Raw genomic sequence first — 20,606 nt, 5'->3', positions numbered from 1 at the left:
CTCCCCGCACGGTCACTACTCAGGTGCGCGCCTGCTTGCTCACCAGCCAGTAGGTGACGCCCAGCGCCAGCACCGTGGCGGCAGTCGCATAAACGTAGGCCGGCTCAACCGTGTTGTAGTCGAGCACGATGACCTTGCGCGCGATGGCCATCAGCGCGGTGGCCACCACCAGCTTGACGTGAATGACATCGTCACGCAGGTAGAGCGAGATGTTCACGAAGATCTCGATGGCGATCAGCACCACCAGAAAGGCGCCGAAGATGGCGAAGATGTCGCTGATGCCGAGCAGCAGGAAAGGCGGTGCGGTGAGCTTCTGGTACAGCACCCAGACCACGTCTACGATGCCCCACAGGATCACCAGCACCATCAGGATGGACAGCGCCCGCACAGCCTGGCGGATGATCGCGTGCAGGCCGTCGAGCAGGCGGTCCTGGTGTCCGGCGGAAAAGTTGCTGTGCGGATCGTCGTCGTCGCGCCCTGCCATCGCCCGTTCCCCTCGTTTGCCAGACCTTCAGCGTACCGCGCCCGGCACGCCCTGACAATCGCGCCTGCCGCCACCGCGACGGGCCGCCCGCAACAATGCAGGACCCACCCATGAGCCAAGACACCCTCGACCTCTTCGCTACCCCGCCGGCAGATGCCCCACCGCCGCCACCGCCCGCCCCCATCGGCAACGACGGCGGCAACGGCGATGGCAGCCTGCCGCTCGACCGCTACGCCGAGCGCGCCTACTTGGCCTACGCGATGAGCGTGGTCAAGTCGCGCGCCCTGCCGCAGGTCGAAGACGGCATGAAGCCGGTGCAGCGCCGCATCCTCTTCGCCATGAACGAGATGCGCCTGGCCGCCGGCGCCAAGCACGTCAAGAGCGCGCGCGTGGTCGGCGACGTCATCGGCAAGTACCACCCGCACGGCGACTCCAGCGTGTACGACGCCATGGTGCGCGTGGCACAGGACTTCTCGCTGCGTTACCCGCTGGTCGACGGCCAGGGCAACTTCGGCTCACGCGACGGCGACTCCGCCGCGGCGATGCGCTACACCGAATGCCGCCTGACCCCGATCGCCGAGCTATTGCTGGCCGAGATTGACCGCGACACGGTGGACTTCGCCCCCAACTACGACGGCGCCTTCGAAGAGCCGAAGTTGCTGCCCGCGCGCCTGCCCTTCGTGCTGTTGAACGGCGCTTCCGGGATCGCCGTGGGCATGGCCACCGAGATTCCGCCGCACAACCTGCGCGAGGTGGCCGAAGCCACCTGCCACCTGATCCGCCACCCCGAGGCCGGACTGGACGACATCCTGGCGCTGCTGCCGGGGCCCGACTTCCCCGGCGGCGGTCAGCTCATCTCCCCGCCCGAAGCCATCCGCGACGCCTACGCCGGCGGGCGCGGCAGCCTGCGCCTGCGCGCGCGCTGGCGGGTGGAAGAGCTGGCCCGCGGGCAGTGGCGGGTGATCGTCCATGAACTGCCGCACGGCGTCTCCACCGCCCAGGTGCTGGCCGGCATCGAAGCCATCACCAACCCCCAGCCGCGCGCGGGCAAGAAGGAAGTCAGCCAGGAGCAGAAGCAGCTCAAGCAGCTGGTACTCGGTGTCCTGGAAACGGTGCGCGACGAATCCTCCGAAGCCGAACCGGTACGCATCGTGCTGGAGCCACGCTCCAGCCGCATCGACCGCGACGAGTTCATGGCCGTGCTGCTCGCCCACACCGGGCTGGAGAGCAGCACCTCGGTGAACCTCACCATGATCGGCCGCGATGGCCGTCCGCAGCAGAAGAACCTGGTGCAGATCCTGCGCGAGTGGATCGACTTCCGCTACGTCACCGTCGAGCGCCGCACCCGCCATCGCCTGAGCGAGGTCGACCGCCGCATCCACATCCTCGAAGGGCGCATGATTGCGTACCTCAACATCGAGGAAGTGATCCGCGTCATCCGCGAATCCGACGAACCCAAGCCGGCGCTGATCGCCGCCTTCGGCCTCTCCGAGACACAGGCCGAGGACATCCTCGAGATCCGCCTGCGCCAGCTCGCGCGGCTCGAAGGCTTCAGGATCGAGAAGGAACTCGCCGAACTCAAGGCAGAACGCGAAGGCCTGCAGCAACTGCTCGACAGCCGCGGCATGATGACCCGCCTGATCCTGCGTGAGATCACCGACGACGCCAAGAAGTACGGCGACGCCCGCCGCACCCTGATCGAAAGCGTCGCCCCGGTAGCCGCGGCTGAGATCAGCGTCGCCGATGAGCCGGTCACCGTGATCGTTTCCAAGAACGGCTGGGTGCGCGCCCGCCAGGGCCACGGCATCGACCCCGCGGCGATCAGCTACAAGGCCGGCGACTTCGCCTTCGCCCTCATCGAGACGCGCACCACCTGGCCGCTGGTGGTCATCGACAGCAACGGCCGCGCCTATACGGTGAAGGTCGCCGAACTGCCCGGCGGGCGCGGCGACGGCACGCCGATCACCACCCTGGCGGACTTCCAGGACGGCGGCAAACTCGCCCAGGTGCTCTCGGCGCGCCCGGATTCGAGCTGGATGTTCGCCAACTCCGGCGGCTACGGCTTCATCTGCACGCTCGCCGACGCCACCAGCCGCCAGCGCGCCGGCAAGGCCTTCATGACCCTGGAGAAGGGCGAGAAGGTGCTGCCGCCCGCGCCGGCCCACGGCGAGTGGATTGCCGCGGTCTCCGAGCACGGCCGCATCCTGGTCTTTGCGCGCAGCGAGATGAAGATGCAGGCCGGAGGCCGCGGGGTGATCGTGATGGCCCTGGAGGCCGGCGAGGCGCTCGCCGCGGTGGCACTGCCGGCGGCCGAGACGGGGCTCAAGGTGGAAGGCGGCGGCCGCGGTGGCAAGACCATCATCGTCGAAGTGAAGCCCGGCCAGCTCGAAACCCTGCGCCACCGGCGCGCCCGCAAGGGCATGCCGCTGACCCCGAAGATCCGGCCGGAGCGCCTGTTCTGAGCATTCGAACTACGTAGTCAATGTCGCTCGGGGTACCGGGTGAGGTGCCCTACGTCCTTCGCCTTCCAAGCGATCGTTCTCATGCTGCCATTTCTTGCTGGTCCTGTCGTTCGATCCAGTTCTGCAAGAACGTAGTCGGTGACACATATCCCAAGGTAGAGTGGCGGCGGCTCCGGTTGTAGAACACGGCGATGTGTTGGAACAGATCGCTCGCGGCTTCGTTACGGGTTGCGTAGCGCATGCCATGAACCCGCTCGTTCTTGAGGCTGTTGAAGAAGCTCTCGGTCGGGGCGTTGTCCCAGCAGTTGCCCTTGCGCGACATCGATCTGCGCATACCGTAGGTGGCCAGGCGGGCCTAGTAAGCATGGCTGGCGTATGGCTTCCGCGGTCGGAATGGAACAGCACCCCAGGCGCTGGCTGACGGCGAAACCACGCCATCGACAGCGCATCGATCACCAGATCGGTCGTCATGCGTGGCTTGATCGACCAGCCGGTCATCTCGCGGTTGAACAGATCAATCACGACGGCCAGATACAACCAGCCCTCGGCAGTGGCGATGTAGGTGATGTCGCCTGTCCATACCCGATTCGGGGCGTCAGGCGCGAACTGGCGCTCGAGCACGTTCTCCGCCACCGGCAGGCTATGCTTGGAGTCGGTTGTCGCATTGTAGCGCCGCTTGTGGCGCGCCCGAATGCCGTGCTCGCGCATCAGTCGCTCGATATGTTGGCTCCGAGCCTGCCGAGCGACTGATTGAGGTTTGCGCCGAAGTTCGGGTTGCCAAGACCGTTGTTGAAGTAGTTCATGCTCGCCTCCGTTTGCCTGAGTGTTTGCGTCCTGGAAGTGGGTGACTTCCATGGGCACATTCTGGCAAAGCGGATACGAGCCGGACTTCGCAGAAAAAGGGGCTATCCGGAAGCGTTGGGAGCGGCCGGGGGACTTGTGGCGGCAAAGTAGTCGCGACTGCGGCGGATCTCGTAGTCGCCGATGGCCCGCTCGAAGTGCTGATAGAGGGCTGACATGTCCGTCGACAGGTCGACCGCCTCGAGGCCCTCGTCGTCCCGGTCGAGGGGAATCTCGCCCCGCATCACGGCCTTGTAGTGCTCAGGGTCGTCCACCGTGCCAAGGCGGGTGACGATGTCGAACAGGGATTCCATCGTGAAACCGTGGTCGCGCGTAAGCACGAATAGATCGTACAGATCTCGCGAACGCACGCGGTCGGCCAGGACAAGCGTCTTTGCGGTTTGCACCCCCCCCATGCCGAGGATGGAGAAGGCCACGTCGCGCTCTGTGTGGCGGGGGGCGTCGCGATAGTACGCTTGTTGTGCTGGGTTCTTGCCGTGGACGAAAAAAGTGAGCTTGACGCCATCCACGACGTAATCCCTTGCATAGTCGAGCAACCGCAGGCCGGTATTGATCTTGAACGCGGAGGTCTGCGCCGGTGAAGTGATGAACCGGGTCTGGCAGCCGTGTTCCTTGAGTCGTTCGATCAAACGATCGATTTGGGCTCCGGGCAGGGTGCCGCCGAACACCGCAAAGTCGAAGTCGAGGCTGACACGGTGGCCGATCTGCAGGGCCAGTGCGGTGCCGCCAATAAGCGTAAAGGGGGCCAGTTCGGGCGTGGCGGCCAGGATGCCGAACAGGCGAGCCGCCTCCGGGCGGAGGATGTCAAGCCGCAAGCTCATCGCGCGGTTCAGACTGGGCAAGCAGCATGCCTTGGTAGATGCGTGCAAGCATCTCCGCTGCCCGCGCGATAGTCTGCTGGTCGTCCAACTGCGGCACCTCACGGCTAACTCTGTCGATGCCGAAGTGGCCGACCAACTTGAGTACGTCATCGAACCGGCGCGCGCCGAGCACCAGACGGATAAAGGTGGCTTCATCCATCCGGCTGTTCGACCAGTCGTACGGAAAAGCCATGCCAAGGCGTTGTGACAGCCCGGACGCAGGCGCCTGCGGGCGATCTTCACGCGGCATGACTGCGAGATCCAGGCCCAGGCCATTGAGCGCTGCCAGTACCTTGCCGAGTTCAGCGGTTTCCTTCCCACGCTCGAACTCCGACAGGAAGCGAACGCCCACGCCACCAAGCGGGGCAGCCTGCCTCAGCCCTAGCCCACGCGCCTCGCGGTGAGTGCGGGCGATGGCGCCAAGCTGTGCAGCCGTCTGTGCGGATCGGGTGTGGGTAAGCCCTGAGGGTGAGAGCATGGAAGTGGCAACCATCGTGTCCTGTACGGGATACTATGAGCCCGAAATCTCGAAATTGCAACGGGAATGTTTCCCGTTATAACCTCATCTGATGCTTCACTTACCGCGTGGTCCGGGTAATTTGCTTACACCGAGACCTCCGCGATGATGTGATCCGGAATTATCTGGATCGAAGCCTTGTTCGCGCCGGCATCCAGAAAGAGCTGTGTGAGACTTTCCCCTGAAAACAACAACCATATCCATCTCGCCCGGGAAACGCTCTTGGCGAGTCTGATTCTTCTTTCGCTCGAAGGCCAGCGAGGCGAAGGTCGTTTGCTTCATGGCGGCAGCGCGGGGCATGACTTCGGTATATTGCCGACTCTGAATAGATCTGTACCTCCCTAAAGCAGGTGGCAATGCTCCCGGCGCTTGTGAGACACGGCCTCGGGCGCGCAGCCCCCCCAGCATAGGGGGCATTCCCCCGTTTGTGGCGCGTTCACACTCAGCAAGCGGTCAATTGCGCCTTACGGTAAACCTGCTGATCACTTGCTGAACTGCCACCAGCGCCGCGCCACCATGGCATGCTGCACTTCGTGCATCCATGCCGGGCGGCTGCCGTGGGTGGCGTACCAGTCGCCGAAGCGGCGGTCTGATTCGCCGATGTGGCGGGTCAGCCAGACGCGCAGGAAGTCGAGCAATTCGGCGCTGATGGTTGCCTCGCCGGTATCGAGGCGCTGGCGCAGCGCGCCGATCTGGTCGAGCAGCGCCTCGTGGTAGATGCGGTGCTCGGCATGCTCGGGGTAGCCAACCTCCCCCATCAGACGCTCTTCGATGGCGAAATGGCTGCGGGTGTAGGCAATCAGCTCATCGAGCGCACGCAGGCCGGCAAGAGCGTCGCGGCGCTCGCGCACCGCTTCATGGACGGCATTGAGCAGTTCGACGAGTACCGCATGCTGGTCGTCGATGTCCTGCACTCCGGTGTGCAGATCCGCGTTCCATTCGAGCAAGGCCATCGCCCCTCCTGTCTGACCCGCGGGATGATGAGCCGTGACGCCGAAGACGGTATTGACCGGCGTCAATCAGGCAGGATGGAGCGCATCTGGTCGTCGGCACGGATGGTGCCGGGGGCTTCGCCCGGTGGCGGCTCGGCGATCATCGACTCGATGAGGATGGTGACGCGGCGGTTGCGCGCCCGCCCCGCCTCGTTGTCGTTGCTGGCCACCGGGCGCTGGTCGCTGTAGCCGGCAGCGGTGAGGCGCTCGGGGTGCACCCCGGCCTCGACGAAGAGGCGCACCACCGACGACGCCCGCACCGCCGACAGCTCCCAGTTCGACGGAAAGCGGAAGGTGTTGATGGGCAGGTTGTCGGTATGTCCCTCGACGGTAATCGGGAAGGAGGCTGGCGCCAGCACCGCGGCCACCGCGCGCAGGGCGGACACCGCCCCCACGCCCAGGGTGGCCTCGCCGGGGGCAAAAAGGGCGCTGGCGTTGATCTCGACGGAAATGCCGAAGGCCCCCTCGGTCACCGTCACCTGTCCGTCACGGGTCAGCGGGCCAAGCACGCGGCGGATCTCGTCGGCGATCGAGTTCATGCGCTGGGCGGCGGCGCGGCGCTGGGCATCAAGCTGGCTGTCGGGTGGCGGGCGCGGGACGATGGCGGGGACGATGGAGGTGGTCGCCACCACCGGTTCGATGCGCGGCTCCCCGCCTTCCAGCACCACACCGCTGCGGAAGGCCTGGACGAGGGAATCGGAGAGGATGCGGTACTTGCCCTCGTTGATCGAGCTGAGCGCGTACATGACCACGAAGAAGGCGAACAGCAGGGTGATGAAGTCCGCATAGGACACCAGCCAGCGCTCGTGGTTTTCGTGTTCTTCCTCGCCTTTTCGCCGCCGTCCCATGTACTCGCTCCGCAGTCCTGTCCTGTCGCCGGGCCGGACTGCTCAGGAAATGCTCCGTGCCGTCCGCCCGCTCAGACGACGTAGCCCTGCATGCGCCCTTCGATGATGCGCGGGTTGTCGCCGTTGGCGATGCCGACCAGACCATCGACGAGCATCTCGCGCTGCGACACCATCGCCGCGATGTGGGCCATCAGCTTCTTGGCCACCGGCAGGAAGATCAGGTTCGCCGAGCCCACGCCGTAGATGGTGGCAACGAAGGCCACCGCAATGCCGGCACCGAGCTTGGAGGGGTCGGAAAGATTCTCCATGACGTGGATCAGGCCCATCACCGCGCCGAGAATGCCGATCGTCGGTGCATAGCCGCCAGCGGCCTCCCAGACCTTGGCGGAGAGCTTCATCTGGCTCTCCCAGGCACCGATCTCGACATCCATGACATCGCGCAGACGCTCCGGCTCGACCCCGTCGACGAGCAGCTGCAGACCCTTCTGCATGAACGGTTCGGGCAGGCGCGGGATCTGGTTCTCCAGCGCCAGCAGGCCTTCCTTGCGCGCGGTGTGGCTCCAGCTCACCACCATGGTGATCAGTGCCGCATGGTTGATGCTGGGGGGCACGAACACCCACTTGACCATGCGCATGCCATCGACGAAGACGCGCAGCGGGCTCTGCAGCATCACCGCGCCGAGGGTGCCGCCAAGCACGATCAGCGCCGCGGTGGGCTGCACCAGCGAACTGACATGACCGCCTTCGAGAATCTGGCCGACGACGATGGCGGCAATTCCCAGGATCAGGCCGGCAAGGCTGATGGCATCCATTCAGAGCTTCTCCGCAGCGCCGTTGCGCTCAGCACCCGGGGGCCGGGTTCTTCGGTGGCCGCCCGCGCCGCACCGGCACGGCCGCAGCCTCCTGCCCACCCAGCACGCGCGCGCGCAGGCGCGCCACGGCCTGGCTGTGGAGCTGGCAGACGCGTGATTCGGTCACCCCCAGCACCTCGCCGATCTCGCGCAGGTTGAGCTCCTCGTCATAATACAGCGCCATCACCAGCTTCTCGCGCTCGGGCAGATCGCCGATCGCCGCCACCAGCACGCTGCGCATGTCGGCATCTTCAAGGAGATCGGCGGGGTTGGTCTCGTGGACGCCGAGGTGGCGCTCGAAGTAATCCTCGCCCTCGCCGTTGGTGAAGTCCTCGAAATGCAGCAGCTGGTAGCCGCGCGCATCCTGCAGCATGCGCTGGTACTCGGCCAGGTCCATGTCGAGGGCCTGCGCCAGCTCGGCCTCGGACGGCGGACGGCCATGGGCCTGCTCAAGGGCATGCACCGCACCCTCGATACGCCGCATGTCGCGGCGCAGACTGCGCGGCAGCCAGTCGTTGTCGCGCAGGCCATCGAGCATGGCGCCGCGGATGCGTTGCACGGCATAGGTCTCGAACTGCGCGCCGAGGTTGTCCTCGTAGCGGTTGATGGCGTCGAGCAGGCCCATCATGCCGTTCTGGATGAGGTCCTCCACCTCCACGCTGGCAGGCAGCTTCGCCATCAGGTGATAGGCGATGCGCTTGACCAGCGGGGCGTAGCCCTCGACCAGATGATCCTTGTCCAGATTGCCTTCGGCGTCGTACATCCACTTGACCTGAATTTTCTTCCTGCGCGCGCCCCTGGCTTCCACAGGCCGCGCAGCGCGCTGATCGCGCCATTGTCCCGTACTGTGCCCAGTATGGCCAGACGAATAGGTCAAGGCTAGCATGATCCTTACCTCCGCAGCGGCGCCCGCGCCATCTGTCGCGAGCCCAGGGCCGCGAGACGACGCAGGAAGGCGTGTTCGGCCTCGCGCGGCGAGGATTCCGCGGCCGGATGGGCGAGCCCGCCGGCAAGGTCGTCGCGCTCGACCTCGCCCAGCCAGGCCAGCGCCACACCAACGTGGCGACGGACCAGCAAGGCCAGGCTGGCGAAGAACTCTGCGGCCTCCTCGCGGCTGCGCGCACGCGCCACGGCGACGTGCAGGGAACCGGCACCAGCGGCAGCGAGCTGCTTGATCACGCGGTAGGCCTCGGTGGCTCCGCTGGCGCTGGCCTCGGCCACCACCAGGCGACGCGGCGCGGCATACACGAAGGGCGAGGGATCGTCCGCGCCCGCACTGGCCGCGTGGATGAGCATGAAGCCGGCACGCCGCTGCAGCTGGTGGATGGCCGCCAGCAAGGCATCGCGGCGATTCTCGTCGAGCAGCGGCAGGGCCAGCGCGGCGGCGGCGGCCGGCACCCGCCCGGCGAGCCCCGGCACGGCCTGCACGAGACCGCCGAGATGGGCGCGGCCATCGACCACGCTGAGCAGGTCGGGGCCTTCCGGCAGGGCCAGCTGGTGGGCGAGGCTGGCTTCGCCATGGGCCTCGTCGATGACGATCACGCGCTCGGCCTGACCGGCAATGCCGTGGGCGGCGCGCAGGGCGTTGTGCGCACGATGGCGGCCGGTGGCATACATCGCCACCACTGTGGGCGGGGCGCGGCGGAACAGCCGCCGCAGGCCCGCAGCCTGGTCTTCACGGACGTCGATCATGATCAGGCTCCCGTCCCGCCGGCGGCCAGCATCAGGCCGGCTTCGTCGCCGTGCAGTTTCCACGGCGAACCTTCGGCCTGCTCGCGCAGGGCACGGTGCATCAGGTAGGCGCGGTTGGGCAGGTGCAGGTCTTCGGGCACACGCTGGCCGTTGGCGACGTAGAACAGCTCCAGCTCGCGGCGCACCGCGACGTCGATGGCCGGCGCCAGCGAGGCGGCCTCGTCGACCTTGGTGAGGATGCAGCCGGCGAGGTCCGGGCCGCTGTAGGCGCGCACGACATCGTCGAGGGTGTCGCCGCGGCAGGTGGCGTTGAGCAGCAGCAGGCGGCGCACGTTGCCGGCACCAAGGAGCATCGCCGCCTGTTCGGCAACCATGCGGTCGCGCTGGCTGACACCGACGGTATCGATCAGCACCATGTGCTTGTTGCGCAGCTCGGCCAGGGTCTGGCGCAGGTCGGCGGCGTCGCGCACCGAGAACACCGGCACGCCGAGGATGCGCCCGTAGATGCGCAGTTGCTCCTGGGCGCCGATGCGGTAGCCGTCGGTGGTGATCAGGGCGAGCTTCTCGGCGCCATGGCGGACCACGCAGCGCGCCGCAAGCTTGGCGGTGGTGGTGGTCTTGCCGACGCCGGTGGGGCCGACGAGGGCGTACACGCCGCCGCGGTCGATCAGGTCGGCATCGGAGGACAGCGCCCGCAGTTCGCGGTTGAGGGCAGACTTGACGGCATTGCGCGCACGCTCGACGGAGTTCTCCTCCTCGCTGACGGCTTCCGCGAGGCGGCGGGCGAGCACTGCGGAGAAGCCGGCCTCGAGCAGTTCGCCGACGACGTCGGCACGGGCCGGGGCATGGCGGCGCGCCTCACCCCAGGCAAAGCCGGCGAGCTGGCGTTCGATCATGCCGCGGATACCGCTGAGCTCGGCCATCAGGCGGGTGTTGGCCTCCTGCAGCTCGCGCACGCGGGCATCCTCGGCGGCGTTGTTGCGTTCGGGTGCGGCACTGCGCGGCGCCGGCCGCTCAGCCGCAACGCGCTCCTGTGGCGCGGCAGGGGCCGCCGGACGCGGGCGCAGCACTGCCGGCTCGGGGGCATTGCGCGCAGCTTCGAGCGCTTCCGCCCAGGGGTCGGCGGCGCTTGCCGCGGCGCGCGAACGCGGCGGGTAATCGGCATGGTCGACGCGCGGCGGCGAGAACGCCTTCACCACCGCAGCGGCGGGCCGCGCGGTTTCCCGGGCGGGGGCACGCGGCGACAGGCTGACGCGGTAGTCATCCTCCTCGACGGGAGCGCCGGCGGGCGCGCGCACCGGCGCCGGCGCCTTGGGCGCACGCGCGGCGGTGGGCAGCGCACCGACCGCATCGGCGGGCAGGGCGAGGATCTCGACGCCGCCTTCAACCGCACGGTTGGACAGCACGATGGCGTCGGCGCCGAGTTCTTCCTTGAGGGCGCGCAGGGCCTCGCGGGCGGTGTTGGCAAAATAGCGTCTGACGTTCATGGTGTTTCTCCCGGCTTCCGCGCACCTTCGCGCAGCATGGTTCCGATTATGGACGCCGACCCGGCTGTGGATAGGGTGGAATAAAGCGGTTTTCCCCCGCCTATTCGCGCCACCGTGGCGCTGCCGGCAGACCGCAGCGGACAGCTCACGGCCTCTTCAAGCTACGCAGAAGTGTTTGATCCGGAAGGATTTACACTCAGGCGTTGCCGCCAACCATGGCGGTAACGCGGATGGTGCGCGATTCGGGCACCTCGGAGTTGGCGATGACCTTCAGCGACGGCACCGCGCGGCGCAGGAAACGCGACAGCAGCATGCGCAGCGGCGCCGGCACCAGCAGCACCGGCGGCAGGCCGATGTCTTCCTGGCGCTGGGCGATCTGTGCGGTCTGGCGCAACAGGGTGTCGGCCAGCCCGGGCTCGATCGCCCCGCCCTCGCCGCCGGCCGCCATGGCCTGCATGAGGATGCGTTCGAGCCCCGGTTCGAGCGCCATCACCTGGAGCTCGGCGCTGCCCGGGAAGAGGCTCTGGACGATGGCGCGGCCAAGCGCCTCGCGCACCTTGCCGGTGAGATCGAGCGGGTCCTGGGTGCGTGCCGCGTGCTCGGCGAGGACCTCGACGATGGTGCGCATGTCGCGGATATTGACCCCCTCCTCGAGGAGGTTCTGCAGCACGCGCTGCACCGTCGACACCGACAGCAGCTTGGGCACCAGATCCTCGATGAGCTTGGGCGCGTCCTTGCCGATGTGGTCGAGCAGGGCCTGGGTTTCCTGGCGGCCGAGAAGCTCGGCGGCATGGTCGAGGATGAGGTGGTTGAGGTGGGTGGCCACCACGGTGCTGGCATCGACCACCGTATAACCCAGCGCATGGGCCTGTTCGCGCTGGCCGGGGTCGATCCAGTAGGCCGGCAGGCCGAAGGCGGGATCCTTGGTCTCGCGACCCTGCAGCGGACCGGTGACGCGCCCCGGGTTGATCGCCAGATACTGGCCGGGATAGGCCTCGCCACCGCCGATCTCCACGCCCTTGAGGGAGATGCGGTAGGCGTTGGGCTTGAACTCCAGGTTGTCGCGGATATGCACCGGCGCCGACAGGAAGCCGACCTCCTGGGCGAACTTCTTGCGCAGCCCGCGGATGCGCTTGAGCAGTTCGCCGTCCTGGCCCTTGTCGACCATCGGGATGAGGCGGTAGCCCACCTCCAGGCCGAGCACATCGACCGGCGCAACGTCGTTCCAGCTCGCCTCCTGGGCCTCGCCCTGCGGCTGGGCCGCGGCCTGCGCCGCCGTCGGCGCAGCCTCCGCGGCGGCCTCGACGAGGTTCTTCTGGCGCAGATACCATCCCAACGCACCGATCAGCGCGGCAAGGAGCAGGAAGACGAAGTTGGGCATCCCCGGGATCATCCCCAGCACGCCGAGGATGGTGGCGGTGAGGAACATCACCTGCGGGTTGGCGAAGAGCTGGCCGATCACCAGGCTGCCGATGTCGCCATCGTCGCCGACGCGCGACACCACCATGCCCGCGGCCACCGAGATGATCAGCGCCGGAATCTGCGCCACCAGGCCGTCGCCGATGGTCAGCAGCACATACACCTGGGCGGCCTCGCCGGCACCCATGTCATGCTGCATGACGCCGACGAACAGCCCGCCGATGATGTTCACCAGCAGGATCAGGATGCCGGCGATGGCATCGCCGCGGACGAACTTCGAGGCACCGTCCATGGCGCCGAAGAAGTCCGACTCCTGGCCGATCTCCTTGCGCCGGCGCTTGGCTTCCTTCTCGTCGATGAGGCCGGCGTTGAGGTCGGCGTCGATGGCCATCTGCTTGCCGGGCATGGCATCGAGGGTGAAGCGCGCGCTGACTTCGGCAATGCGCCCGGCACCCTTGGTGATGACCACGAAGTTGATCAGGGTGAGGATGAGGAACACCACCAGGCCGACGGCGACGTTGCCGCCCACGAGGAAGGCGCCGAAGGCCTCGATGACCTTGCCTGCGGCGTCGCCGCCGGCATGGCCTTCGAGCAGCACGATGCGGGTGGAGGCGACGTTGAGCGACAGGCGCAGCAGGGTGGTGACCAGCAGCACGGTGGGGAACACCGAAAAATCCAGCGGCTTGCGCGCGTACATCGCCACCATCATCACCATCACCGACAGCGCGATGTTGAAGGTGAAGAAGACGTCGAGCAGGAACACCGGCAGCGGCAGCACCATCATCGACAGGATCATGACGATGAGCACCGGTGCGGCAAGCTGGCGCAGGCGCGCGGAGGTGAGGAGTTCGCGCAGGTTGAGGATGTCGTTCATTTAGCGTGCCGTCGTTCGGTCAGTCCGGAGAACCGGGGTCCATGCCTTCCGGCACCGCCAGGTCGGCGGGTGCCTGCGGCGGCAGGCCACCCTTCTCCATCCAGTTGTTGAGCTGGTAGATGTAGGCCATCACCTCGGCCACCGCGGTGTACAGGCCGGCCGGGATGGCCTCCTCGAGCTCGCAGTGGGCGTACAGCGCACGCGCCAGCGGCGGCGCCTCGAGCAGCGGTACGTCGTGCTCGCGGGCCAGCTCGCGGATCTTCAGGGCGATCTCGCCACGGCCCTTGGCCACCACCACCGGCGCCCCCATGCGGTCGGGGTCGTACTTCAGCGCCACCGAGAAGTGCGTCGGGTTGGTCACCACCACGTCGGCCTGCGGCACCGCCGCCATCATGCGCTTGCGCGCCATCTCGCGCTGCACCTGACGGATGCGCGCCTTGACGTGGGGGTCGCCCTCCTGTTCCTTGTTCTCGCGCTTGACCTCTTCCTTGGTCATGCGCAGCTTCTTCTGGTACTGCCAGAGCTGGAAGGGAACGTCGAGCAAGGCCAGCACACCGAGACTGGAGGCGATCAGCAAGGTGGTGAGCAGCAGCGAATTGGCGAAGTCCGGCATGCTCACTTCCAGCGGCTGCACCATCAGATCGAAGAGGTGGTCGCGCGCGCCCCAGATCGCCAGCGCGCCGATGCCGCCGACCAGCAGCGCCTTGAGGATGGCCTTGACCATCTCCATCAGGGCGTGCACCGAAAACATCCGCCCTAAGCCCTTGATCGGGTCCATGCGGTTGAACTTGAAGCCCAGCGCCTTGGGCGAAAACACCATGCCGCCAAGCATGATCGGCCCCGCCACCGCAGCCACCATCAGGGCCAGGAAGAGCGGCAGCAGGGTCAGCAGCGCACCGCCGAGGATGTCCTGCAGGCGGAACAGCATCAGGGTGTGATCGAAGGCGACGTCACGGCTGAAGATGAAGCCGTTGCGGATCAGCATGTGCATGCGCTCGGCAACCCAGCCGCCGAGCATCCACATCATCGCCACCCCGGTGATGGTGACCAGGAAGGTCGACAGCTCACGCGACTGCGGAACCTGGCCCTCTTCGCGGGCCTGCTGCAATCGTCGTGCTGATGGCTGTTCTGTCTTTTCCTGGTCGTTCTCTTCGGCCACGGCCGCCTCTCCGGTCTGCCGTCATCGCCGCGCGGGGCGGTGGACGGACATTGACATGCGGCAATTATGGCCGCCTGCCGGCAAGTTCTGCCGGCAGATAAGGCGGTGGAAAAGCCCTCAATTCATCGCGTCGTTCAGCGCGGCGGCGGCAGGCGATCGAGGCCGCGCAGGCGCGCTCCGGCCTCGATACCCTTGGCCGCAAACCAGCCCTGATTCATCTCCAGGGCATAGCGCGCCGCACCCGCGGCACAGTGGCTTTCCTCGCTGTGCGGGGTCATCTCGGCGATGTTGAGGATGCGCCCGTCGTCATCGATGAAAGCCACCGACAGCGGGATATAGGTGTTCTTCATCCACATGCAGTGGCTGGCGGCCTGCGTGAAGACGAACACCATGCCGCGCTGCGCCGGCATCGCGTGGCGGTTCATGAGGCCGATCTGGCGGCTCTGCGGCGTATTCGCCACTTCGGCCTCGATGCGGTACATGCCCACCCCGAGTTCGGCCAGCGGCAGGCCTTGCTGCTGCGCGCCGAGCACGCCGGCAAACACCCCCAGCAGCAGGGCGGCGGAAAGACGGAAGAAGCGGGCGGGATGCATGGCGGCAGCACGGACACGGAAAGGGAACCGCATTCTACCGCCCTCGCCCGCCTGCGCGCGCGCTGCCGCCGCTGCGCGGACGTGCGCGCGCCTGCGTGCTCACCGCCAGCGTCCGCCACTGCCCGGGCAGCAGCCCGTCCACACGCCAGTCGCCAATCGCCACACGGATCAGCCGCAGGGTGGGAAAGCCTACCCGCGCGGTCATGCGCCGCACCTGGCGGTTCTTGCCTTCGCGCAGCACCACCTCCACCCAGCTCGTCGGCACGCTCTTGCGAAAGCGCACCGGGGGGTCGCGCGGCCACAGCCAGTCCGGTTCTCCGACGCGGCGCGCCGCGCATGGCCGGGTGACGAAATCGCCCAGATCCACCCCGGCACGCAGCGCCGCCAGCGCCGCCTCGTCGATCTCGCCCTCCACCTGCACCAGATAGGTCTTCGGCAGTTTGTGGCGCGGATCGGCGATGCGGTGCTGCAGGGCACCGTCGTCGGTCAGCAGCAGCAGTCCTTCGCTGTCGGTATCGAGTCGCCCGGCGGCATACACGCCCGGCACCGGTACGTGATCCTTGAGCGTGGGGCGCCCGTCCGCAGCGGAGAACTGGCACAGCACGCCATAGGGTTTGTTGAGCAGGATCACTGAGGACATCGGTCGATGGGCGGCGCCCTGGCCGGCAAAGGCAATGCGGGGAGGGCGAAGCTTAGCGCGAATGCGCCGGCACTGCAGCGGCGGCGCTGTCGCCCGCGCCGGCAGTGGGGCATACTGGCGCCCCCGCCGCCGGATCCCTCAGCATGCCTGTCACCCTCGGCGACCAGCTCGCCACCGCACTTGCCGCCCGCAGCGCGCTGCTCGCCCAGCTCGCCAGCGAAGACACCGACGCCTACCGCCTGTTCCACGGCACCGTGGAAGGCCACCCCGGCCTCACCGTGGACCGCTATGGCCCGCTGCTCCTCGCCCAGACCTTCCACCGCCCGCTCAGCGCCGAGCAGCTGACGATCCTCGAAACCTTCTACGCCAGCGCCTTCCCCGCCCTGCCGCTACTCTGGAACGACCGCAGCGCGCGCAATTCGCGCATCGCCAACCCCCTGCCGGCAGCCCAGCAGGAACTCGCCGCGAGCCGCCGGACCTTCAGCGAGCTGGGCGTGCGCTACCACTTCCAGGCTCGCCACGACGGCCAGGACCCGTGGCTCTTCCTCGACCTGCGCGCCGCACGCCGACGCGTCAGGGAACTGGCCGCCGGGCGCAGCGTGCTCAACGTCTTCGCCTATACCTGCGGCGTCGGCATCGCCGCCGCGCAGGCCGGCGCACGTCACGTGGTGAACGTCGATTTCGCCGCCTCCAGCCTCACCATCGGCAAGGACAACGCCCGCCTCAACGAACTGCCCATCCGCGTGCGCTTCGTCCACAGCGACGCCTTTGCCGCCCTGCGCCAGTACGCCGGCATCGGCCAGCCCAAGGTGGTGCGCGGCAAGCGCCTGCCGCCCTTTCCCGAACTGGCCGCACAGCGTTTCGAGCTGGTCTTTCTTGACCCCCCGCGCTACGCCCGCAGCCCCTTCGGCGTCGTCGACCTGATCCGCGACTACCCTGCGCTGTTCAAGCCCGCACTGCTCGCCACCGCCGAAGGCGGCACGCTGATCTGCTGCAACAACGTCGCCGAAGTGGCCGCCGAGGACTGGCTGGCACAGCTCCAGCGCAGCGCCCGCAAGGCCGGGCGCATCGTACATGCGGTGCGCTGGATCACCCCCGAGGCGGACTTTCCCAGCCACGACGGCAAGCCGCCGCTGAAGATCGTCGAGCTCACGGTGTAGCCGCCACGCCGCGCATTGGCACGGAACTCGCTACGGAAAGGACAACACCCCGCGCCCCTCAAGGAGCCGCACAATGTCCACCCCGCAGCTGCGCCCCCTCGTCCTGCCCCCGACCCTCGACGGCCTGCCCGCGCCCTGTGATCTCTTCGACGCCCACGGCACCCTGCTGCTGCGCGCCGGCCATCCCCTGGCCACGGCACTGCTCAACGCCTCGGCCAGCCGCCGGGTGTATTGCCAGGCCCAGCGCGTCCCGCACTTCGCCCGCCAGGCGCCGCTGCGCACCCTGCGCGACGTCGGCGAGGCCCTCGCCCTGATCGAAACCCTGCTCGACAGCGGCAGCGGCCCGCGCGCCGAAGAACTCCTCGACCTCGCCGCCCAGTGCCACGCCGCCTGGCGCTTCGACCCCGACGCCTGCATCGGCTATGCCCGCCTCGCCCGCCCGCCTGCCGCGGCCGCCGGCCATGTGCTGCTCGCCGCCCTCTTCGTCGCCGAGATCGGTCACGCCCACGGTCTGCCCGCGCAACGCGTCGAGCACCTCATCGGCGCCGCCCTCACCATGAACCTCGGCAGCCTCGCCCTGCACGACACCATGCACGCCTCGCGCGCGGCACCGGACGAAGAACAGCAGCTCGCCCTCGCCGACCACCCCCAGCGCGCCGCGCGCCTGCTCGTCGCCAGTGGCGAGTTGCCCGCCGAATGGATCGCCGCCGTCGCCCAGCACCACGAAAACGTGGACGGCAGCGGCTATCCGCTGGGGCTGGAGCGCAACGCCATCACGCTGGGCGCACGCATGCTGCGCGTCGCCGACGTCCTCGCCGCCCGCCTGCGCGGCCGCCAGTGGCGCCACCCGCGTTACTGGAACATCGCCCACGCCACCCAGCGCGAGCAGCTCATCCGCCACATCTTCGAAGACGACCTCGAACGCCTCGACAAGCACATCGTCCGCCTTCTCATCGACCGCCTCGGCCCCTTCCCGCCCGGCAGCATGGTGCGCCTCTCGAACGGCGAGCTCGCCCTCATCAACCGCCGCGATGCAGGCGCCGGCCTGCGCCCGCAGCGCGCCCTCTCCCTCACCGACGCGCGCGGGCGGATCCTCGGCGAACCGCGTCCCCGCCCGCTGGGCGCCCGCGATCATCACATCCAGGGCTACGCCCACGACCTCCAGCCCCACCACCTGCCCGACTACGACTGGCCGCGCCTGTGGGGCTACAGCGAGCACGGCGGACGCGTGCACTAAAACGCACGCAGCTGCTCGGCATCCACCAAGCCCCGCGCGGCAAGCGCCGCATAGATGGCCCGCAAGCCGTCCAGCGCCCCGCAGCGCAGCTGGACGGCCGGCCCCGGCGGCGCGGCCTCGGGCTGCGGGTTGATGCGGATCAGCGCCTGCCCGTGGCTGGCACTGAAATGACGTACGGTCGCCACCCGCGTACCGGCACCGATCTCGATCACCACGACCCGTCCGGCCCCGCCATACCAGGTCCGCAGACGTGCCATCTGGGCGGCACTGCGAGCCTCCAGCCAACCGGCATCGCCGAACATCAGGATGTTAGGCCGCGCCACAGCCCCGCAGTGGCCGCAGCGGGGCGCCTCGTTGAGCAGCCGGCAGGCCGCTGCATCGACCTCGGGGATGAAGTCGTCGGCCGTCCAGATCGCCCCCGCACAGCCATGCTGGCACTGCAGGTGGTGAATGGAGCCATGCACCTCGGCCACCTGCGCGGGCACGAAACCGGCGCGCTGGAACTGGCCATCTACATTGGAAGTGAACACGAAGACGCCCTGCGCCAGACGTGCTCCGATGGCGCGCAGCAGCGCAAAGCCGGGGTGCGGAACGGTACGCCGGTAAAGGTCGAGACGATGGCCGTAGAACCCCCAGGCCAGCGCCGGATCGCGGGCGAAATGGCGGGGATTGGCGATCTCCTCGAAGCCCAGACCGATTCGTCCGAGCCCCGGATAGGCACGCCAGAAACCCTGCGGACCGCGAAAGTCGGGCAGACCGGAATCCACCCCCATTCCCGCCCCCGCAGCAACCAGCAGACCATCCGCAGCCGCGATCCAGGTCGCCGCGGTAGCAACCGGATCACCGTCGTGATCGCCGCGCAGCAGGGAAGAAAGGTGGTCGGACATCGTCGCGGACAGGCACTCCGGTTCGAGGACTGGCGGAAGCGGTGAGATTCGAACTCACGAACGGTTGCCCGTTGCCGGTTTTCAAGACCGGTGCAATCGACCACTCTGCCACGCTTCCATACTCTGGTGCTGCCAATACTGCCTGAAGGGGCCTGACGGCCCCGCCGGTTTTAGCTGCGCGCCTGACGGCGCTGCGCTAGCGCCCCGCATCCTCGCGGATGCGGCGGCGCCAAGACCGGCGCGCATTATACCCTCATGGCACTCAGCCGCAGTGCTCGAAGACGGCCACCGACTCCACGTGTGAGGTATGCGGGAACATGTTGGCGATGCCGGCGCCGCTGAGGCGGTAGCCTTTCTCGTGCACCAGTACTGCGGCATCGCGGGCCAGGGTGGCGGGATTGCAGGAGACGTAGACGATGCGCCGCGGACGCTGCTGCGCAGATATGGCCTTGACCACGGCGATGGCGCCTTCGCGCGGCGGGTCGATGAGCAGCTTGTCGAGCGGACCGAGGGCGGCCAGGCTGTCTTCGGTGGTTTCGAAGAGGTTGGCGGCGTGGAATTCGGTCAGTGCTTCCAGGCCATTGCTGCGCGCATTTTCGCGCGCCCGCCGGACGAGGGCGTCGGCCCCCTCGACACCCACCACGGCGGCACCGCTGCGGGCAATCGGCAGGGTGAAGTTGCCCAGGCCACAGAACAGGTCGGCAATACGCTCGCCGGCCTGTGGCTGCAGCAGTTGCATGGCGCGGCGGATCAGCAGGCGGTTGATGTGGACGTTGACCTGGGTGAAATCGGTCGGGCGGAAGGCCAGTGCAAGGTCGAACTCTGGCAGGGTGTAGCGCAGCGCCGGCGCAGTCTGCGGGTGGAGCAGGCGCGCGCTGTCGGGCTGACCCGGCTGCACCCAGACCTGCACACCGTGGCGGTCGGCAAAATCGGCCAGGCGGCTCTCGTCGGCGGCGCTGAAGGGCAGCAGATGGCGGAACACCAGCACGGTGCCGTCCTCGCCCACGGCCATCTCGATCTGTGGCACACGGTCGGCAATGGAGAACGTCGCCACCAGTTCGTGCAAGGCATCGAGCATCGCCCCGACATGGCGCGGCAGCACCGCGCATTCGCGCATGTCGGCAACATAGCTCGAACGGCGCTGGTGAAAACCCAGCAGCACGCCGCCCTTGCTCGGCACCACACGCACGGTGAGACGCGCGCGATCACGGTAATGCCAGGCAGGCCCATGGATGGCGGCATGGATGATGCCGGCGCGCACGCGGCCGACGTGCCACAGCGCATCCTCGAGCACGCGCTGCTTGACCGCGGCCTGGGCGACCGCATCGAGGTGCTGCATCGAGCAACCGCCGCAAACGCCGAAATGCGGGCAGCGCGGCGCGACGCGCTGGGCGCTGGCATGCACCACCCGCAGCACATGGCCCTGGGCATAGTTGGGGCGGCTGCGATCGACGGCGTACTCGACGGTCTCGCCGGGCAAGGCGCCTTCGATGAAAACCGCCTTGCCGTCGACGCGGGCCACGCCGCGCCCCTCATGGTCGAGCGATTCGATGGTGGTCAGGGGCATGGGGTAATTCCACTGC

18 protein-coding genes, 1 tRNA gene and 1 pseudogene are annotated in these 20,606 nt (G+C 67.9%); 3 read left to right on the top strand and 17 right to left on the bottom strand.

Annotated features, from left to right (window positions below):
• Window positions 1–19: 19 nt before the first annotated feature.
• Window positions 20–484: a phosphate-starvation-inducible PsiE family protein gene (locus C8261_RS04860; RefSeq protein WP_107492539.1), complete on the bottom strand. Its 465-nt coding sequence runs from the start codon at window positions 482–484 to the stop codon at window positions 20–22.
• A gap of 110 nt (window positions 485–594) precedes the next feature.
• Here C8261_RS04860 and parC point away from each other — a divergent pair, with 110 nt between their 5' ends.
• Window positions 595–2,946, top strand: coding sequence for a DNA topoisomerase IV subunit A (parC, locus tag C8261_RS04855; protein ID WP_107492538.1), 2,352 nt, complete (start codon window positions 595–597; stop codon window positions 2,944–2,946).
• 79 nt (window positions 2,947–3,025) lie between these two features.
• Here parC and C8261_RS04850 read toward each other — a convergent pair.
• The 13 genes and pseudogenes from C8261_RS04850 to C8261_RS04785 all read right to left on the bottom strand — a co-directional run.
• A pseudogene (locus C8261_RS04850) lies at window positions 3,026–3,666 on the bottom strand (IS3 family transposase); the annotation flags it as partial.
• 185 nt (window positions 3,667–3,851) lie between these two features.
• Window positions 3,852–4,649, bottom strand: a complete 798-nt coding sequence (locus tag C8261_RS04845) for a nucleotidyl transferase AbiEii/AbiGii toxin family protein (RefSeq protein ID WP_181358846.1) — start codon at window positions 4,647–4,649, stop codon at window positions 3,852–3,854.
• A complete protein-coding gene (locus C8261_RS04840; protein WP_219905142.1) occupies window positions 4,612–5,160 on the bottom strand; it encodes a helix-turn-helix domain-containing protein in 549 nt (182 codons plus the stop codon). The genes C8261_RS04845 and C8261_RS04840 overlap by 38 nt, the downstream gene beginning before the upstream one ends.
• A 506-nt stretch (window positions 5,161–5,666) precedes the next feature.
• Window positions 5,667–6,137: a bacteriohemerythrin gene (locus C8261_RS04830; RefSeq protein WP_107492535.1), complete on the bottom strand. Its 471-nt coding sequence runs from the start codon at window positions 6,135–6,137 to the stop codon at window positions 5,667–5,669.
• 62 nt (window positions 6,138–6,199) lie between these two features.
• Window positions 6,200–7,024 (bottom strand): flagellar motor protein MotD, encoded by an 825-nt coding sequence (motD, locus tag C8261_RS04825; protein ID WP_107492534.1) that lies wholly within the window; start codon window positions 7,022–7,024, stop codon window positions 6,200–6,202.
• Window positions 7,025–7,095: 71 nt separating this feature from the next.
• Complete coding sequence (locus tag C8261_RS04820) at window positions 7,096–7,836, bottom strand: flagellar motor protein (protein ID WP_107492533.1); 741 nt, start codon at window positions 7,834–7,836, stop codon at window positions 7,096–7,098.
• Window positions 7,837–7,864: 28 nt separating this feature from the next.
• A complete protein-coding gene (locus C8261_RS04815) occupies window positions 7,865–8,638 on the bottom strand; it encodes an RNA polymerase sigma factor FliA (RefSeq protein ID WP_107492532.1) in 774 nt (257 codons plus the stop codon).
• A gap of 128 nt (window positions 8,639–8,766) precedes the next feature.
• Window positions 8,767–9,567: a MinD/ParA family ATP-binding protein gene (locus tag C8261_RS04810; RefSeq protein ID WP_107492531.1), complete on the bottom strand. Its 801-nt coding sequence runs from the start codon at window positions 9,565–9,567 to the stop codon at window positions 8,767–8,769.
• Window positions 9,568–9,569: 2 nt separating this feature from the next.
• Window positions 9,570–11,054, bottom strand: a complete 1,485-nt coding sequence (flhF, locus tag C8261_RS04805; RefSeq protein ID WP_107492530.1) for a flagellar biosynthesis protein FlhF — start codon at window positions 11,052–11,054, stop codon at window positions 9,570–9,572.
• Between the two features lie 196 nt (window positions 11,055–11,250).
• Window positions 11,251–13,347 carry a flagellar biosynthesis protein FlhA gene (flhA, locus tag C8261_RS04800; RefSeq protein WP_107492529.1) on the bottom strand — a complete coding sequence of 699 codons (2,097 nt, stop codon included), beginning with the start codon at window positions 13,345–13,347 and terminating at the stop codon, window positions 11,251–11,253.
• Between the two features lie 19 nt (window positions 13,348–13,366).
• Entirely contained in the window at window positions 13,367–14,506 is a 1,140-nt protein-coding gene (flhB, locus tag C8261_RS04795) for a flagellar biosynthesis protein FlhB (RefSeq protein ID WP_107492528.1), read from the bottom strand.
• A gap of 134 nt (window positions 14,507–14,640) precedes the next feature.
• Window positions 14,641–15,099, bottom strand: a complete 459-nt coding sequence (locus tag C8261_RS04790) for a DUF192 domain-containing protein (RefSeq protein ID WP_181358845.1) — start codon at window positions 15,097–15,099, stop codon at window positions 14,641–14,643.
• A gap of 34 nt (window positions 15,100–15,133) precedes the next feature.
• Complete coding sequence (locus C8261_RS04785) at window positions 15,134–15,739, bottom strand: rRNA large subunit pseudouridine synthase E (RefSeq protein ID WP_107492527.1); 606 nt, start codon at window positions 15,737–15,739, stop codon at window positions 15,134–15,136.
• 143 nt (window positions 15,740–15,882) lie between these two features.
• On the opposite strand from C8261_RS04785, the gene C8261_RS04780 reads away from it, so the two are divergent.
• Together C8261_RS04780 and C8261_RS04775 are read left to right on the top strand one after the other, a co-directional pair.
• Window positions 15,883–16,899, top strand: coding sequence for a class I SAM-dependent rRNA methyltransferase (locus C8261_RS04780; protein ID WP_107492526.1), 1,017 nt, complete (start codon window positions 15,883–15,885; stop codon window positions 16,897–16,899).
• Window positions 16,900–16,972: 73 nt separating this feature from the next.
• Window positions 16,973–18,136 carry an HD-GYP domain-containing protein gene (locus C8261_RS04775; RefSeq protein WP_107492525.1) on the top strand — a complete coding sequence of 388 codons (1,164 nt, stop codon included), beginning with the start codon at window positions 16,973–16,975 and terminating at the stop codon, window positions 18,134–18,136.
• Here the strand turns inward: C8261_RS04775 and C8261_RS04770 are convergent.
• The 3 genes from C8261_RS04770 to rlmD all read right to left on the bottom strand — a co-directional run bounded on the left by C8261_RS04770 (window position 18,133) and on the right by rlmD (window position 20,590).
• Window positions 18,133–19,023, bottom strand: coding sequence for an SIR2 family NAD-dependent protein deacylase (locus C8261_RS04770; RefSeq protein ID WP_107492524.1), 891 nt, complete (start codon window positions 19,021–19,023; stop codon window positions 18,133–18,135). The genes C8261_RS04775 and C8261_RS04770 overlap by 4 nt on opposite strands.
• Before the next feature lie 30 nt (window positions 19,024–19,053).
• Window positions 19,054–19,141: transfer RNA gene (locus tag C8261_RS04765), tRNA-Ser, on the bottom strand.
• Window positions 19,142–19,285: 144 nt separating this feature from the next.
• Window positions 19,286–20,590 carry a 23S rRNA (uracil(1939)-C(5))-methyltransferase RlmD gene (rlmD, locus tag C8261_RS04760; RefSeq protein WP_107492523.1) on the bottom strand — a complete coding sequence of 435 codons (1,305 nt, stop codon included), beginning with the start codon at window positions 20,588–20,590 and terminating at the stop codon, window positions 19,286–19,288.
• Window positions 20,591–20,606: the final 16 nt, after the last annotated feature.

The sequence above is a fragment of the Pseudothauera lacus genome (genome assembly GCF_003034845.1).
Taxonomy (GTDB): Bacteria; Pseudomonadota; Gammaproteobacteria; order Burkholderiales; family Rhodocyclaceae; genus Pseudothauera; species Pseudothauera lacus.
This window is presented reverse-complemented; position numbering and strand designations above follow the sequence as displayed.

Coding starts and splice junctions, on each gene's coding strand:
- C8261_RS04860 (WP_107492539.1), bottom strand. CDS start 484: ATGGCAGGGCGCGACGACGACGATCCGCACAGCAACTTTTCCGCCGGA.
- parC (WP_107492538.1), top strand. CDS start 595: ATGAGCCAAGACACCCTCGACCTCTTCGCTACCCCGCCGGCAGATGCC.
- C8261_RS04840 (WP_219905142.1), bottom strand. CDS start 5,160: ATGGTTGCCACTTCCATGCTCTCACCCTCAGGGCTTACCCACACCCGA.
- C8261_RS04830 (WP_107492535.1), bottom strand. CDS start 6,137: ATGGCCTTGCTCGAATGGAACGCGGATCTGCACACCGGAGTGCAGGAC.
- motD (WP_107492534.1), bottom strand. CDS start 7,024: ATGGGACGGCGGCGAAAAGGCGAGGAAGAACACGAAAACCACGAGCGC.
- C8261_RS04820 (WP_107492533.1), bottom strand. CDS start 7,836: ATGGATGCCATCAGCCTTGCCGGCCTGATCCTGGGAATTGCCGCCATC.
- C8261_RS04815 (WP_107492532.1), bottom strand. CDS start 8,638: ATGTACGACGCCGAAGGCAATCTGGACAAGGATCATCTGGTCGAGGGC.
- C8261_RS04810 (WP_107492531.1), bottom strand. CDS start 9,567: ATGATCGACGTCCGTGAAGACCAGGCTGCGGGCCTGCGGCGGCTGTTC.
- flhF (WP_107492530.1), bottom strand. CDS start 11,054: ATGAACGTCAGACGCTATTTTGCCAACACCGCCCGCGAGGCCCTGCGC.
- flhA (WP_107492529.1), bottom strand. CDS start 13,347: ATGAACGACATCCTCAACCTGCGCGAACTCCTCACCTCCGCGCGCCTG.
- C8261_RS04790 (WP_181358845.1), bottom strand. CDS start 15,099: ATGCATCCCGCCCGCTTCTTCCGTCTTTCCGCCGCCCTGCTGCTGGGG.
- C8261_RS04785 (WP_107492527.1), bottom strand. CDS start 15,739: ATGTCCTCAGTGATCCTGCTCAACAAACCCTATGGCGTGCTGTGCCAG.
- C8261_RS04780 (WP_107492526.1), top strand. CDS start 15,883: ATGCCTGTCACCCTCGGCGACCAGCTCGCCACCGCACTTGCCGCCCGC.
- C8261_RS04775 (WP_107492525.1), top strand. CDS start 16,973: ATGTCCACCCCGCAGCTGCGCCCCCTCGTCCTGCCCCCGACCCTCGAC.
- C8261_RS04770 (WP_107492524.1), bottom strand. CDS start 19,023: ATGTCCGACCACCTTTCTTCCCTGCTGCGCGGCGATCACGACGGTGAT.
- rlmD (WP_107492523.1), bottom strand. CDS start 20,590: ATGCCCCTGACCACCATCGAATCGCTCGACCATGAGGGGCGCGGCGTG.